Raw genomic sequence first — 14,190 nt, 5'->3', positions numbered from 1 at the left:
TAGCGTTTGCATCTTCGCCCATGAGGCTAACGCCACGTCAGATTTCGGCGATCTATGCTACGACAATGAATAACCGATCCTCGTCGGGCTTCAGCCAGTCCATGACGCGTGGTTTGGGAGACGCTGCGAGGCTTGGACAAAAAGTCACGGGACCTATCGCGAGCTTTTCGTGAAATCAAATGCTCGTCATGGGTGGTGGCGATCTCGGCATCGCACAGGCGCTTGATCTGCTTGTGTAAAGCCGGCGACGCGTCGGCTATCACCGCTCGGCAAAGCGCTTGCACGAATGCGCTGGCTCCTCGGAGCTTCGCGCCTCAGATCTGTAGTCCGCTGCTTCGGAGGTCGAGTTGCTCATCGGGCGTGTCGTCGAACGAGGCGTGGTTGAGCCTGTAGAGTTTGGAATAGAGACCGCCTCTGGCGATCAACTGGTCGTGCTTGCCGGTTTCGGCGACTTTGCCATTCTGGAGAACGATGAGACGGTCGGCGCCTCGGACCGTGACAAGGCGATGGGCGATGACGAGGCCCGTGCGGCCTTCGAGGAGCCTTACCAGTGCCTTTTGGATTAGCATTTCCGTGTAGCTGTCGACATTGGCCGTTGCCTCGTCGAGGACGAGGATCTTGGCATTTGCCACGAGAGCGCGCGCGAAGCTGATAAGCTGGCGTTGGCCCAGCGAGAGATTGCCACCGCGTTCACCTAGAGCGGCATCGTATGCACCAGGAAGGCGCACGATGAAGCCATGCGCGCCGACCGCCATGGCGGCCTCGATTACCTCTTCGCGCGTGGCTTCAGCCTTGTGGTAGCGGATGTTTTCGAAAACCGTGCCGGTAAAAAGGAACGGCTCCTGCAGCACCATGGCGACCTGACGGCCAAGCGATTCCTGGGTGAGATCGCGCACATCATATCCGCCGACCAGCACTTGGCCCTCCTGGACATCATAGAAGCGGCGGACGAGGGCCACTGCGCTCGATTTACCTGAACCGGTCGGGCCGACCAGGGCGACGGTTTCGCCGGGATTGACCCGAAACGACACGTCCTTCAATACCGGATGCTTGGCATCATAGCCGAAAGTAACGTTCCTGAACTCGATCGAGCCGTCCATCTCGGGCGAAAGCACCCTGGCGTTCGGTTTGTCCTGGACCTCAATCTTGACGTCAAGCACGTCGGTCAGGCGCTTTCCCGACGCCATCGCGCGTTGCATAATCGAATATTGCAAGGTGAGCGAGCGGATCGGATCGAAGAAGCGTTGGATGTAGAAGAGGAAAGCGACCATCGCACCCACGTCAATGCGGTCGTTCATGACCATCGAGCCGCCGATGACGATGACGACAGTCATGGCAACGCCCATAAGGCTATCGACGATCGGCACCATGATCTGAGCGTATTTGGCGGCGGTCAGATGTGTCATGAGACTGGCGTGAGCCTTGTCATCGTAAAGAATTAAGTTGACCTGCTGGCGGTCCATCGACTGCACTGCCCGTACGCCGTGAATGGCTTCAGCCAGCGCGCCATTGGAAACCGAATTGGCCTCATTGGCGGCCATGAAGGCGTCCCGGGCGCGCGGCAGCCAGAAGATGCGCACGATGAGGAGAACCGGCAGCACTGAGAGCGTAAGGAGCCCCAAGCGAACGTCGAGCCACAGCATGACGAAGATGATGCCAAAGAGAAGAGTGATGTCGCCCAGCGAAAAGACTGACGTCTCAAGGAATTCCTGCATAGAATTAACGTCGCCCTGCAGACGCGACATCAGCCGTCCCACCTCTGTCTTGTCCATGAAAGAAAGCGCCACGTCCTGCAGATGGCCGAACGTGGCGCGGCGCATATCGAACAGAACATTCTGCGCCATTTTGTAGACCACGATCTCTTGCGTATAGCTGACGGCAAAATTGACCGAAATGGTGAGAAGGAAGGCGAAGGCGGCTGCAAGCAGGGCCGACCGATCGCCACTTTCCGGGTGCAGGCCGTGGTCGATCGCAAAGCGGATGGTCAGCGGGACGAGAAGCTGCGTGCCGGTCAGGATCAACATCGCAGCAACCGAGATGATCAGTTTTGTGCGGTAGGGCCGGACGAACACCCAAATGCGTCGTACGATATTCTTATCAAACGCCCGCCCGAATATCTCCTCTTCGATGTGGTGCGAGCCGACGACCGCATGCGGCGGACGCCGGTCGTGGTCGCGGGCGTCGTTGCGTTCCGTCTCGACTTGTCCGGTTTGGAGCATCAGCTCGCCCCCTCTTGTTCGGGCAGCATGTCATCAAGTGGGCGCACCTGGAGATCGTAAAGGGCCTTATAGCGTCCACCCTTCGCCAGAAGGTCTTCATGAGTGCCACGCTCGACAATCTCGCCGTTCTCGATAAACAGGATGTGGTCGGCATGCATGAGCGAACTCAGCCGGTGGCCGATGATGATCGTCACGCGATCCTTGGCAAAGAGTCGCACGGCGCGCCGAATGCGCTGCTCTGTGGCTGCATCGATCGCGGCAGTCGAGTCGTCGAAGATGATGACCGACGGGCGCAGCATCATCGTGCGAGCGATCGCCAGGCGCTGACGCTGGCCGCCCGAAAGGGAAACGCCGCGCTCGCGCACCACCGTTTTGTAGCCGGCCGGCAGGTCGAGAATATAGTCGTGAAGCTGAGCTGACTCGCTCGCTCGCTCGATCCACTGTTCCTTGGCCCAGGGATCGCCATAGGCGATATTGTTTTCGATCGTCGTAGTGAAAAGGAATGCATCCTGCTGCACGACCGCGACCGCCCTGCGAAGCGTGGCGAGGGTGACCTCGCGGATATCCTGGCCGTCAAGCGTGATGACGCCGCCGGTAACGTCGTAAAAACGAGGGACCAGATGAGCCATCGTCGACTTGCCGGAGCCGGGCGGGCCGACAATAGCGATCGTTTCGCTCTTGCGGGCCTCGAAACTAATATTCTTCAGAAATGGGCGGTTCTCGGCGTCGGGATAGGCGAATGAAACATTGTCGAAGCGCAGGGTGCCTTCTCTAATTTCGAGCGGTTTAGCGTCTGCTGTGTCCTTGATCGCGATATCCAGATCGAGCAACCCGAACAGGCGCGAACCGCACGTCGAGGCGCGGGCGAAGCCGTCGACCATCAAGCCTATCTGGCGAACCGGCATCTGTAAGATGGTCATAAAGGTCAGGAACGTCGCAAGTTTGCCCACGCTGATTTCGCCCGCAATGACTTTGTTCCCGCCGATCCACAGGACCAGTCCCATCGCTAAAAAGAAGGAGAAATTCATCGCGGAAATGTTGCGCACGTAAATCTCAACACGTTCGTGCATGAGGCCAAGCGCACTCTTTGATGCGCGGTCGAACTTCAGCATCTCGTAGGCCTGCGCCGCAAAGGCGCGAACAACCCGGATGCCGCCGAAATTCTCTTCCATGACGCGGCTGAGGACCGAAAGCCGCTCCTGCAGGTCAAGCCAGGTGGCGCGCAGCTTGAGCTGGGTGATTGATGAGAGCCACCCGACGAAGGGCACGAAGCTCAGCGCGAGGAGGCCAAGAACCACGTTGGTGGAAATCAACATATAGGCGCCGATCCCGATCAACATGACGAGCAGGACGGCTCGAACCAGAGCGGTAGAAAGATACGTACGCACGCCGTCCACATCGAGCATGCCGATCGTAATCAGATCGCCCGAGTGCGCCTGGTCATGAAAAGAAAAGCTGAGCCGCTGGATCTTCTCATAACAAGCTACCCGCAGTTCATACGCGACGTGATGTCCGACCGCTTCGGCAAAATAGTTCTGAGCCAGCGTGAAAAGGCCGCGCAGCACGCTGACGGCAAGCAGCACGAAAGCCGAGGTCCGCAGCGCCTCTTGCGCTGCCGCCCCGCTGGCACCCCCGCTGACGGCGGTCTGGGTCTGGTCGATGGCCTGGCCGAGGAGCTCGGGGATTAGCAATTGGAGCGATGCCGCGACGAGTGTCGAGCCGATAGCGACGGCGACCTGCCAAGAATGCCGCAAATTCATCCGGGTAAGGCGCGCTATCGTGCTCAAGCCCCGGTCCGAAGCGGCCGCCTTTCCGTGCGCGAGCGAATTCCTGGGCTTCGTCACGCCCCGAATATCCTTACCGTTCGAGGGTGCATTCCAGATTGATCTTGGGGGGCCTTGAGCCGGATGACTCTCCCGTCAAATGAACCCTGATATGCAAAGCTGGCCACCCTGCTAGACGCCTGTCCCAACCAGTTGAGCCGCGGCTTCGCCTGCCGGCATGTCTATGACCGTGATTGCGTTTGCTGCAAGGAAGCGGCGTTCGTTTTTGGTCAGCGTTGCCGAATCAATAGCCGCGAAGTGCGGGCCGCTTGAGCGCTTGATGACCTGTCTGGCGTAGGTGCGCAGCATCTGGTCGTCGAACCGGCAGCCGAAGAAGAAGAAGCCGCGCTTGGTGCGCCGTTCCTTCACGGCTCGAGGGATCGGAGTCTGGATATCGATTTCGGTTAGGGCCTCGACGTAATCCGAATCTGCGATAAGGAAGTTTGCCGCCGGCTTGACGCTGCCGTGCGGCGTATAGAGGACCGTCGTTGCCGCCGAGTCTGGTTGGAGTTCCGTTCCAGACAAATCGTACGTTTTCGTCCAAACGTCGCCAATTGCGTGCGCCCGCGTGACGCCTTGAATTTCGACGACATCAGTGCGGCCGGTGTCTATGAGGGCCGCGCGCATGGCGCCGTCGTACCAGGTATCGACGATCAGCGAGAGGGGAAGTGTCGCGAGCCAGGCATGGAAAACGGTCGGCGCCACCGGCCCTGCGAATATCTCAGCCATCCAGGCTTGGAGCGTCCGCCGATGCCGGCGCTGCTCGATGAATTGAGCGACCGACCACATATTGGTGCGAATCTTGGAAGGAGCGGGCGCCCGCGCGTTGAATGCGGCGGCAACGGCTTGCGGCGTGTGCGGTACCGGTGGTTCCCCGTACCTAAGCCGAAGCAGGTCGGGACCCAGATACGGGATGATCTCATCGGCGCAGAGAGCCTTCTTCAGCAGGTTAAGCTGCTTTGCGGCATGACTGTCCCGATTGATCACAAGATGGCCCAAGGCCAGAATCTTATTCATGCTCGTTTCCCGTTGACGCTCTCAGGTTGCCGACCTGCGGCATCAATCCTCGTCGGAAATCTTTCTTGCCTCGACGGTGATTGGCAAAGGTGTATCTCGCGGAAGGTCGGGCAGAACGAGCCGCCAGCCGTTCCTGAGCGTTATAGACCCTCCCCATAGCTCTTCATTCTCGACGCCGATGATCGGCTCTTCGAGATCCTTCTTGGGCACATACGCCGATAGGCCGGCGTCGGTCTTGCGGATCATAACCTTCATCGGGCTGTTCCCTTGTTAGTGACCACAAGTGATTTCGGCACAAGGATCCCCGGATTTGTCGAGGCTGATGAGTTCGTGGGCGCGCATGCCAACGACGGTGCCGCGATCGAACCATTCGACCGCATAGATGTAGAACTGCTGGAGAAAGGTGCCGATGTCGCGCACATAGCCTTCATCGCCCTTCCGCACGAGGTTTGCGCCTATCTCGCTACCGGGATAAGTGCCGTCATTCTTTATGTGGCGTGTGGCACGGACCCGCTCGCCCGGCATAAATCGTGGAGGCTTGCGGATCTCGACCTCCTGTTCGCGTCCGAGGCCCATCCCCTTCCTTCCTTTCTCGCGGCTGCAGTTCGTTAACAAAGGAGGTCATGGCGTGCCCCGGAAGCGACCCCGACCGTGCCGCTGACCCGATTGGATGTTAGGCGGGAATGCAGGTCCCCGGCACCGGGCATACCGAGGCGCATTGCTGGGTATCGAAGGCCTCCTTGCATTCGGTGCACTGCTCGGGATCGATCACGTAGGTCTCGCCCTTGAATTTGATCGCACTCGATGGACATTCGAACTCGCAGGCACCGCATTGCGTGCATTGCGAGGCGATGATCTTGAAGGCCATTTCTCAACTCCTGATTCGGTTGGGACGAGACACTCAAGCCGTCGCCGCCAGTGGTTCGCTCCCAAACTCGGCGGCGTAAAGCGCGCTGATAGCGGTCTCGATGTAGCCGTAGCCATAAACATCCATTGCCCGGATTCCAGCTTCTGCGAGCTGATCCTTGGGGCAATCTCCGATTTTGGCGCACAGCACGATATCGATGCCTTTGAGCGCAGCTATGATGCTGTCGAGGGTGGCGTCCGCGCCTCGACCGCCGAGGCAATACTGCTCGACCTTGCGATGCCCGATAAAGCTGATCCCCCTCTGAGAGGCCTCATAAACCTGGAATTCCGTTGTATGGCCGAAATGTTCGTTGATCCGGCCGCCGCCCTTTGTCGCCACAGCGATGAGGAGCGATTTGCTGGAACCCGCTGCCTTGACCGTCGCGACCGCTTCGCTCTTGGCTACCACGTGATCGCCGCGCTCGCGCGCGACCACCTCCCGATAGGCCTCGCGCTTGCTGGCGTCGTAGGTGATTTCGTCCGAAATCTGGTCGATCGTGAACTCCTTGCCACGATCCTCGCCAAGCAGGCCGACAGCATCGGCCCGGCACTGCCGGCAATGGCGCATCAGCTTGGCGCCACCTTCGAGGCGATCCTGAAGCGTCTTCAGTTCCAACGCCGTTGGGCCGCGCTGCCCGGTCAGGCCGAAATGCGTACCGTGCGCCGGGTCGGAAATCAGTGGCATGACATTGTGCAGGAACGCGCCGCGCTCCTTTACCCATTTATTGACCTCGGTCAGGTGTTCGTCGTTGACGCTGGGGATCATCACCGAATTGATCTTGGTGAGGATGCCGCGCGCGGTCAGCATCTCCAGGCCCAACATCTGCCGCTTGTGCAGGATCCTGGCAGCGTCGATGCCGGTGTGGCGGCGATGGTTGTAAAAGATCCAAGGATAGATCTTTGCGCCGATTTCGGGGTCGACCATGTTGATGGTGATTGTCACGTGATCGACATTCATGTCGGCAAGCTCGGCAACATGATCCGCCAGCGCGAGCCCGTTGGTGGAGATGCACAGCTTGATGTCGCGGATTTCACTGGCGACGCGTTCGAAAGTTGCCTTTGTCTTCTTCCAGTCGTAACAGGCGTCGCCCGGTCCGGCGATCCCGAGCACGGAAAGCTGGGGCACTTCGTTGGCGACCGCGATTACCTTGCGTCGCGCCTGCTCTGGGGTCAGCTTTTCCGAGACGACCCCGGGCCGGCTTTCATTGGCACAGTCATATTTGCGATTGCAGTAGTTGCACTGGATGTTGCAGGCTGGCGCGACCGCCACATGCAGGCGCGCGAAATAATGGTGCGCCTCTTCGGAATAGCATGGATGGTCCTTGATCTTCTCCCAGACCGCGGAGTCCACCTCGTCCGGCTTTGCGGACGAGCCGCAGGATGAAGATGCGCAGCCGGCGGATTTCGCGATCGTCAGCAACTGGTCGAAGGATTTGGTGCTGACCAAACTCTCAAGCGAAATCGTCGGTAAAGACATGAACGGCTCCGTTCCTGGGTGGACGTTGCAGTTCAAAGCGCAAAAGTTGTGCCAGCTCAAAAAGGGGTTTTAGTTCAATATGTTGGCTTTCATGCGCGATTCCACCTGTTCGTTACGTCACATTTTTGTCGGACTTGCGACTTGAACAGGTCGGCTCGCTCGGCATCGGCCGGGTTCCAGCGATGCTCGTCGAGCGCCACCTCATGGTCGCCGAGATTGGGCGCGGTCTTCCCAAGCAGATAGTGCCTTGAAGCGGCCGGTGTGCCGGAAGCTCGGCCGGATGCGGTAGAGCCAGGAACGCTTTTGGTGCCACGCGCCGCGGTGAAGGGCGAGCCCGAAAGCTGCTCGGCATAGAGGCCGTAGGCCGGCCGCTGCGGCGAGTTGCGCCCCTGGGGCAGCGAGCCGGGCAGATGGGTATTCGGCTTGCGCAAGAGCGGATTTGCGAGCTCGTCGAAGGCATGCCCGATCTCGAAGAGATCATGGAGGCTGCTGGCCGCCCGGCGGTAGTGCGCGCCGAATTTGCTCGCCTGCACAAAAAGTGCTCACGATAACCAGGAATAACGCGACCTGCCGGTGCTTGATGACGATTCTCGGTGTTGGGGCAACAGCTTCATAATACCCGCTATCAGTCGGGCGAGACGATTATCCGTTACCGATTCCATCCCCGTTACGGGGAAACTGTTACTGTTGCCGGGCGCAATCGTCGTGGTGACGAGATCAGTCTGACCATCCGCCAGCCTGACGGCACCCTGGCGCATCTGCCGATCTGGATGACGGAAGATCAAGCGGAGGCGATGATGATGACGGAGCGTCCCCGTCTGCCGCTGGCGTATCTGCACGAACTTCGTCTTGAGCTCGATGCTTGTCTAACCTTGCTGCGTGACGATTCCCGTCACGAAGGAGGAGACAAGCATGAAGCAACGGCAACCCTGTCATCGCCAATTCGATCTCTTCGTGCCCAAGACCCCACCGGTACTGGTAGCAGCGTCCGAGCGGACGAAGCTATTGCCACTGGTGAGCGCGCTGCTTTCGGAAACACTCAGCGTCCCCGCAGTGACGGAGGCCGGCGATGAAGATCACGTCTGACCACCTGGCGCGCGGCGCCTTCATCTACATTCGGCAATCCACCGTCGATCAGCTTGCCAACAATCATGAGAGCCGGCGGCGTCAATATGGACTTGCCGACCGTGCCCATGCTCTTGGCTGGGCGGATGTGACAGTCATCGACGACGACCTTGGCCGCTCGGGGTCGGGCGTCAGTCGTCCGGGCTTCGAGAAGCTGTTGGCAGCGATCTGTGAAGGCCGCGTCGGTGCCGTTTTTGCGATCGAAGTGTCGCGTCTGGCGCGCAATGGACGCGACTGGCATACGCTGATCGAATTTTGCGGACTGGTTGGCACGGTGATTGTCGATGAGGATGGAATCTATGAACCACGCCATCCAAACGATCGGTTATTGCTGGGCATGAAAGGGACGATGAGCGAACTCGAACTGTCGCTCCTGCGGGCCCGTTCGATGGAAGCCTTGAAGCAGAAGGCACGACGGGGCGAGCTCTTCTTCACGGTAGCTGTCGGCTATATGAAAGTGGGCCGCGACAAGATCGAAATGGATCCAGACCTGCGTGTGCGAGAGGCGATCGGGTTGGTCTTCACCCGCTTTGCCGAAATGCAAAGCATCCGCCAGGTGTTCTTGTCGCTTCGAAGCGACCAGATCGTGCTTCCGTACCTCAACTCCAAGAACTCCGGACAACCGCAGGTGCTGTGGAAGCTTCCGGTCTATGCGACGGTGAGCAATCTTCTCACCAATCCTGTTTATGCCGGCGCTTACGCCTTTGGCCGAACCGGAAGTCGAACGATAATCGAAAACGGCCGCAAGCGAATCATGCGCGGCCGTCGCAAAGATCGCTCGGATTGGGCTGTCTTGCTCGTCGACCATCACGAAGGCTATTTGTCCTGGGCAGAGTTTGAAAGGAACCAACGGCTGATCGCAGACAATGCCAACGGCAAGGGCATGATGGTGCGCGGGCCGGTGCGCAAGGGGGAGGCTTTGCTCGCGGGCCTGCTGCGTTGCGGCCATTGCGGCCGCCGCCTGCTCGTCAGCTACAACGGCACCAAGGGCGATGTCGGCCGCTATAAGTGTGATGCCACCCGAAGCAACCCTGGCGGTGATCCCTGTATCTCGTTCGGCGCACTGCGCGTCGACGAAGCGGTGGGTGTCGAGATCGTGCGGTTGCTGCAGCCGCTCGGCGTTGAAGCGGCCATCCAGGCGATCACGCAGTGCGAGCACCAGTCAGGCGAAAAACAGCGCCAGATCGAGTTGGCGCTCGAACAGGCGCGATATGAGGCAACCAGGGCGCACCGACAGTATGACACGGTCGACCCCGACAATCGTCTGGTAGCTGGCGAACTTGAGCGGCGGTGGAATGGCGCCCTCGCGAGCGTACGCGCTCTCGAGGAAGAATTGGAGGCTCTGCTCCGACAGCGACCGGCGGATTTGGGCGTCGAGGAGCGCCAGCGTCTATTGCAAATGGGGGCCGATCTGGAGGCCGCCTGGCATCATCCGGCGGCCACTGCCGTCACGCGCAAACGTATCGTCCGGGTCGTGTTGCGCGAGATCGTGGCACAGGTCGAGGGTGATCAGATTCATTTGTTGTTGCATTGGCAGGGTGGCGATCACACCAGCCTGACGGTGAGAAAGAACCGGCGGGGTCAGACGCGGTGGTCCGTCGAGCCTGAGACGGTGGAGTTGATCCGCGCCTGCGCGCGGCTGATGCCGGACAAGGCCATTGCCGGCATGCTCAACCGGATGGGAAAGCGGACAGGTCGATCGAATGGATGGACACAGTCGCGTGTGCGGGGCTTCCGCAATACACACGACATCGCGGTCTACAGGGATGGCGAATGGGCCGAGCGTGGCGAGGTCACGTTGACTGAAGCCGGCAGCATACTCAATCTGAGCCCTGCGACGGTCCTTCGCCAGATTCGCGCCGGCATCATCCCTGCCCAGCAATATTGCATGGGCGCACCCTGGGCTATCAAACGAGGAGATATAGAAGATTCGCATGTGATCGAGCGGATCAAGTCGTGCTCCAAGGGGCCGCCGTCATCAGATTCGGATCAGAAGACCCTTGTCTTTCAATAGCGTAGCGAGATGGGCATTATGACGTGGGACCAGGCGACGTGGTGGCGCTCGCCTATGCCGCGACGATCGACATTCTGCAGCGATTCAGAAGCTCCAAGACGGTGGGGCCTATCCTGGGACTGATGCCGAAGCTCGACGAGTCCGGTGCGGGAAAGGCATGATGCGGACCTTCATCTATGAGCCTGCAAACGCTGATGACTCGCGTAACGAAATGGTCGTGATACAAGCACACGCTTTCTGCCGAAATGGAGAAAGGCGCACCCGAATATGCCACAAAGGGAGGGCGCGGTCCCAGGCATTTCGTCAGCGTCCGGCAGTGCCACGATGATGCGCATGGTGTCCCGCCGATAGGGTAATCTGAAGCCCAGTTCTCCGTCGCAGCGGTAGTAGAACGCCCTGCCTATCTCGCCGAGGACAGCTTCCAATATCGCTTTACTAACTCGAAAGCGGTCTGCTCATTCGGATTGATGACGGAGACGGCGGACTCATTGGAAGGCGTCAATTTATGCATCTTTCATGCAAAATTTCTTTGGCCGAAAAATATATCGTTATATCAAGTGTTTGCCGTTGCGATTTATGCAGGAGGCCTACGGTCCAACGTGTGCGCCTCCGCCGGGTTTCACCCTGTGATATTTTTCGACAAGGTCAGGCGCAACACCGTATGCGACGCAGTTCAACTCATTGATAGCCGCGATGATGTCCGCGAAGGACTGAACTATGACATCCAGGTCTTCTCCCTCGAGCTCCCTGAATGCGTCTCTCGCGAAATCGCTTGGCATCAAATCGGGACTGGCGACTGCCTGGCTGAGATACTCCGCGACGGCGTCGTCAAGGCGCCGTCGCATTCTGATCTCCACTGAGCGGGGCACTCTCTTGGTGGTGGTTGCCACAAGATAGGACGGCGCTGTGATTGCATAGCCTTCGGCGATCGCTTTACCGAGGTGGCTTGTATCAGCCAGTTCGTACCATGTCGTCATGCCGATCCCGTAAGCGGCTCTACCCACTCCGATGAAGGAGATGGGAGGCAGTCCTGCTTTCAGTAGCGGGATGTTGCTGAGCAGTCGCCCGGTCCTCTTGTTGCCGTCGATGAAGGGCTGCAGGTAAGCGATGCCTGCAAGCAAAGCGAAGGAGGCCTCGAACGGGTCTTTCGCTGTGGACGCCTTCCAGCAGAGCTCCGAAAGTCCCATTGATAACTCGGTGTGGTCGGACGACGGAACATATGAACTGGTCGTGATGCTAACCGGGTCGCATCGAACCGCGCCGAGATTGTTCTGCCTGACCAGAGTGCGCATGAGCATCGCGTGCAGTCTCATCACCGTCTCCGGAGCGATCTCCACTGTCGCAATGTTGTCGATAACCCAGCCAATCGCCTGCTTGTGGTTCAAGATCATTTGGACTTCGATTTCAGACTTTCCGCCCGCGACCTCCGCGTATTTGATGAGCGCCTCAGTCTCAGGCAGGGAATAAGTATTTCCTTCAAGCGCCGAAGAAGCCCAGGACATCTCGATCAAGAATCTTTCGGCAATTTCACGCGTGTAGGTGGAAGGGTCGAGCTCTAGGCTACCCTTTCCGACGGACTCGGACATGAGCGCATGCGAAGCAGGATCAAGCCAGGGTGCAACGTTAGGGTCGTAGGATCCAAAGCGGTCTGGATCGTATTTCACCTGGGGTCGAATGTGGCCTGGAATCGCAAACCACTTCGCTTCCGCCGTTAGGCTGAACGACGCATCTCTCGTGGTTCCAGACTTCTCGACGAGCCCGGCTGCGCCGAGTTTGGCAAGAGCTCTTGAAACCGAAGACTGACTGGACGGGGCAAGCTCTAACAACTGGATTATCTTCGCCTGCGAAAGCCCATTGCCGCCACGCCGAACGAGGGTCTCATAGATTTTCTTTTCCAAGCCCTGGAGTTCCGGGACGCGAAGTACGGGATGCATAATAGCACTGCCTCTCATCATTTCATCCAATATATGCATAAAAGCTGCATAATTTCAAGAACCGTGTCCTAGAAAGGGCGCGGAATGCATAAATTGTTACCGCAAGCAACTGATAATAAAAGACTTTCGAGTATTGGATTGCCAGCATAAAAGCTGCATGCGAGCACGGGAAATCGCATCTCTCGTGCGGACACCTCAGCTCCAGGGACAGAAGGCGATGGTCTTAGTACCGTCAACGAACGTCGGCGAGGCTGCAAGCGGCCCTGCGCGGTCTCGGGCTTGAAGTGCCGCTCTATCATTCCAAACTTGGGGACGCATGGGAGCGGCAGGAGCTCGTCAAGCGGTTCCTTGGGCAAAGCAGACCGACCGTCGACCATCATCTGCACCAATGCCTTTGGTATGGGGCTCGACGTGCCGAACGTCCGCCTCGTGATCCGTTGGCAGCAGGCGGCGTCGGTTGAGCACCAGCTACGTGAATTCGGCCGCGCCGGACGGGATGGGAAGCCTCCCGTGGCGGTCATGTTCCACAACGGTTCGAGCGTGGGCCGCGATATCTCAAGGCTGCGTTTCATGGCGGAGAAAACGGTGGAGACAGCACAGGTATTCGCGCTCGACCGGGAGCAGATGCTGGAGCAGCGCCATCATCAAATTGATCAGGTCAGCGAGCTAATGAGGACCCGGTCCCGCATGCGCACCGCGATCTCGGAATATTTTCAGGGGCCGAAGATCGCCCGGCGCCCAAGCCTTTCGGTCAGGGTTCTGGATTGGGCGTTCAGCAGCCGGGGTAAGGCTCGACGCTTTCGGGCCTGCTGCGACCATTGCAACCAAGCAGAGATCAAACGCCGTGGAATGTCGGGGTACGTCGCCCGCGTCATTGCTGGCTAGGTTTACGGAGCCGATGCGGGATCTGCAATTTTGGTGGGGTGAGGCGCTCTGCGGCCGAACAAATCAGAAAGGAAAAGAGATTCGCCATGATGAGCTCGCCGCACACTTGGTCATAGATGCACCTTCACTCCGGAGAAAGTCACGTCCCCTCTGAGGATAGGAGTCTGGCGTTCCAAGCAGCTGGATTCCGTGTACCTTACGCGCCGGCGGTCTAACGTACTCGCGTCGGCCATACCGTTCGCATGTCAGTTCAGCCGGCCTTTGTCCCTTGGCCAAAAGCAACGGTTTGCTCCGGCGGCTCTCAGATTCTGCTCAGCTCTCATGGCGCGTCAGTTTGTTGTCAGGTCAGCCAAGCTACGTTCCGCCTCAAGGAAGCAATGGTTGTTAGGTGATTGCGACCTCCCGACTGCGAGTGAAAGGTATTCGAGCGTCGGCCCGGCTAAGGGCCTGCTCGATTTACCGATCGGACAAGGTGCTTCCTTCAGAGCTCCCGGGTTCGGTGCCCTAGGCGCGCTTTCGGGTTCCTGAGCGACGACCATGTTGGCTCGCCTGTCGTTGCTCCACACACTTTAGGCGATGCGTTGTTGCCTGGATCGGAGACGAAACATGACCAACATCGGCCGGACGGGAAGATCGCGCATCGGAGGCACTCCAGCCGGTGGCGCCCCGGACGGCAGGCCCCGCGCCGCATCAGGTCACGCCGCGGCAGAAGGTGGAAACGCGTTCAACTCGATTGTCGAGCGGACGCACCGCGAGCCGCAGGCTAGCGAAGCTTCCTCCAGCCGCGTCG

11 protein-coding genes and 2 pseudogenes are annotated in these 14,190 nt (G+C 59.0%); 4 read left to right on the top strand and 9 right to left on the bottom strand.

All coding sequences use genetic code 11. From position 1 onward, the window contains the following. Positions 1-314: 314 nt before the first annotated feature. The 8 genes and pseudogenes from RFN28_RS27205 to RFN28_RS27170 all read right to left on the bottom strand — a co-directional run bounded on the left by RFN28_RS27205 (position 315) and on the right by RFN28_RS27170 (position 7,975). Positions 315-2,219, bottom strand: a complete 1,905-nt coding sequence (locus RFN28_RS27205; RefSeq protein WP_320223247.1) for an ABC transporter ATP-binding protein — start codon at positions 2,217-2,219, stop codon at positions 315-317. Continuing rightward, positions 2,219-3,979, bottom strand: coding sequence for an ABC transporter ATP-binding protein (locus tag RFN28_RS27200; protein WP_320229401.1), 1,761 nt, complete (start codon positions 3,977-3,979; stop codon positions 2,219-2,221). Before RFN28_RS27200 ends, RFN28_RS27205 begins: the two co-directional genes overlap by 1 nt. Positions 3,980-4,174: 195 nt before the next feature. Next, entirely contained in the window at positions 4,175-5,059 is an 885-nt protein-coding gene (locus RFN28_RS27195; protein WP_320216497.1) for an SIR2 family protein, read from the bottom strand. 42 nt (positions 5,060-5,101) lie between these two features. Continuing rightward, positions 5,102-5,314: a putative nitrogen fixation protein NifT gene (nifT, locus tag RFN28_RS27190; RefSeq protein WP_040971429.1), complete on the bottom strand. Its 213-nt coding sequence runs from the start codon at positions 5,312-5,314 to the stop codon at positions 5,102-5,104. Beyond that, positions 5,311-5,635: pseudogene (locus RFN28_RS27185) on the bottom strand (nitrogen fixation protein NifZ). The gene nifT and the pseudogene RFN28_RS27185 overlap by 4 nt, the downstream one beginning before the upstream one ends. Positions 5,636-5,732: 97 nt before the next feature. After that, positions 5,733-5,927 carry a 4Fe-4S binding protein gene (locus RFN28_RS27180; RefSeq protein ID WP_320216494.1) on the bottom strand — a complete coding sequence of 65 codons (195 nt, stop codon included), beginning with the start codon at positions 5,925-5,927 and terminating at the stop codon, positions 5,733-5,735. A 33-nt stretch (positions 5,928-5,960) separates the two neighbouring features. Continuing rightward, positions 5,961-7,442 carry a nitrogenase cofactor biosynthesis protein NifB gene (gene nifB, locus RFN28_RS27175; RefSeq protein ID WP_320290259.1) on the bottom strand — a complete coding sequence of 494 codons (1,482 nt, stop codon included), beginning with the start codon at positions 7,440-7,442 and terminating at the stop codon, positions 5,961-5,963. Between the two features lie 89 nt (positions 7,443-7,531). Then, positions 7,532-7,975: a homogentisate 1,2-dioxygenase gene (locus tag RFN28_RS27170; protein WP_320276688.1), complete on the bottom strand. Its 444-nt coding sequence runs from the start codon at positions 7,973-7,975 to the stop codon at positions 7,532-7,534. A 63-nt stretch (positions 7,976-8,038) separates the two neighbouring features. Between RFN28_RS27170 and RFN28_RS27165 the strand changes: the two genes are divergently transcribed. From RFN28_RS27165 to RFN28_RS34940, 3 genes and pseudogenes are all read left to right on the top strand, one after another. Then, the gene (locus RFN28_RS27165) at positions 8,039-8,515 is read left to right on the top strand and encodes a DUF5372 family protein (protein ID WP_320290255.1); all 477 of its coding nucleotides are present in this window, start codon (positions 8,039-8,041) and stop codon (positions 8,513-8,515) included. Further along, positions 8,512-10,581, top strand: coding sequence for a recombinase family protein (locus RFN28_RS27160; protein WP_320290254.1), 2,070 nt, complete (start codon positions 8,512-8,514; stop codon positions 10,579-10,581). Before RFN28_RS27165 ends, RFN28_RS27160 begins: the two co-directional genes overlap by 4 nt. 26 nt (positions 10,582-10,607) lie before the next feature. After that, positions 10,608-10,799, top strand: a pseudogene (locus RFN28_RS34940) (IS110 family RNA-guided transposase); the annotation flags it as partial. A gap of 369 nt (positions 10,800-11,168) precedes the next feature. Here the strand turns inward: RFN28_RS34940 and RFN28_RS27150 are convergent. Continuing rightward, positions 11,169-12,479: a Fic family protein gene (locus RFN28_RS27150; protein WP_320276690.1), complete on the bottom strand. Its 1,311-nt coding sequence runs from the start codon at positions 12,477-12,479 to the stop codon at positions 11,169-11,171. Between the two features lie 384 nt (positions 12,480-12,863). On the opposite strand from RFN28_RS27150, the gene RFN28_RS27145 reads away from it, so the two are divergent. Continuing rightward, on the top strand, positions 12,864-13,400 hold the full coding sequence (locus RFN28_RS27145) for a helicase-related protein (RefSeq protein ID WP_320290253.1): 537 nt from the start codon (positions 12,864-12,866) through the stop codon (positions 13,398-13,400). Positions 13,401-14,190: the final 790 nt, after the last annotated feature.

It is taken from the genome of Mesorhizobium album (genome assembly GCF_033977205.1).
GTDB classification, from domain to species: domain Bacteria; phylum Pseudomonadota; class Alphaproteobacteria; order Rhizobiales; family Rhizobiaceae; genus Mesorhizobium; species Mesorhizobium album.
The sequence above is the reverse complement of the archived record's forward strand: the minus strand, read 5'-3'. Positions and strand labels throughout refer to the sequence as shown.

Excerpts from the sequence above, each read along its gene's own strand:
- RFN28_RS27205 (WP_320223247.1), bottom strand. The coding sequence starts at position 2,219 with ATGCTCCAAACCGGACAAGTCGAGACGGAACGCAACGACGCCCGCGAC.
- RFN28_RS27200 (WP_320229401.1), bottom strand. The coding sequence starts at position 3,979 with ATGAATTTGCGGCATTCTTGGCAGGTCGCCGTCGCTATCGGCTCGACA.
- RFN28_RS27195 (WP_320216497.1), bottom strand. The coding sequence starts at position 5,059 with ATGAATAAGATTCTGGCCTTGGGCCATCTTGTGATCAATCGGGACAGT.
- nifT (WP_040971429.1), bottom strand. The coding sequence starts at position 5,314 with ATGAAGGTTATGATCCGCAAGACCGACGCCGGCCTATCGGCGTATGTG.
- RFN28_RS27180 (WP_320216494.1), bottom strand. The coding sequence starts at position 5,927 with ATGGCCTTCAAGATCATCGCCTCGCAATGCACGCAATGCGGTGCCTGC.
- nifB (WP_320290259.1), bottom strand. The coding sequence starts at position 7,442 with ATGTCTTTACCGACGATTTCGCTTGAGAGTTTGGTCAGCACCAAATCC.
- RFN28_RS27160 (WP_320290254.1), top strand. The coding sequence starts at position 8,512 with ATGAAGATCACGTCTGACCACCTGGCGCGCGGCGCCTTCATCTACATT.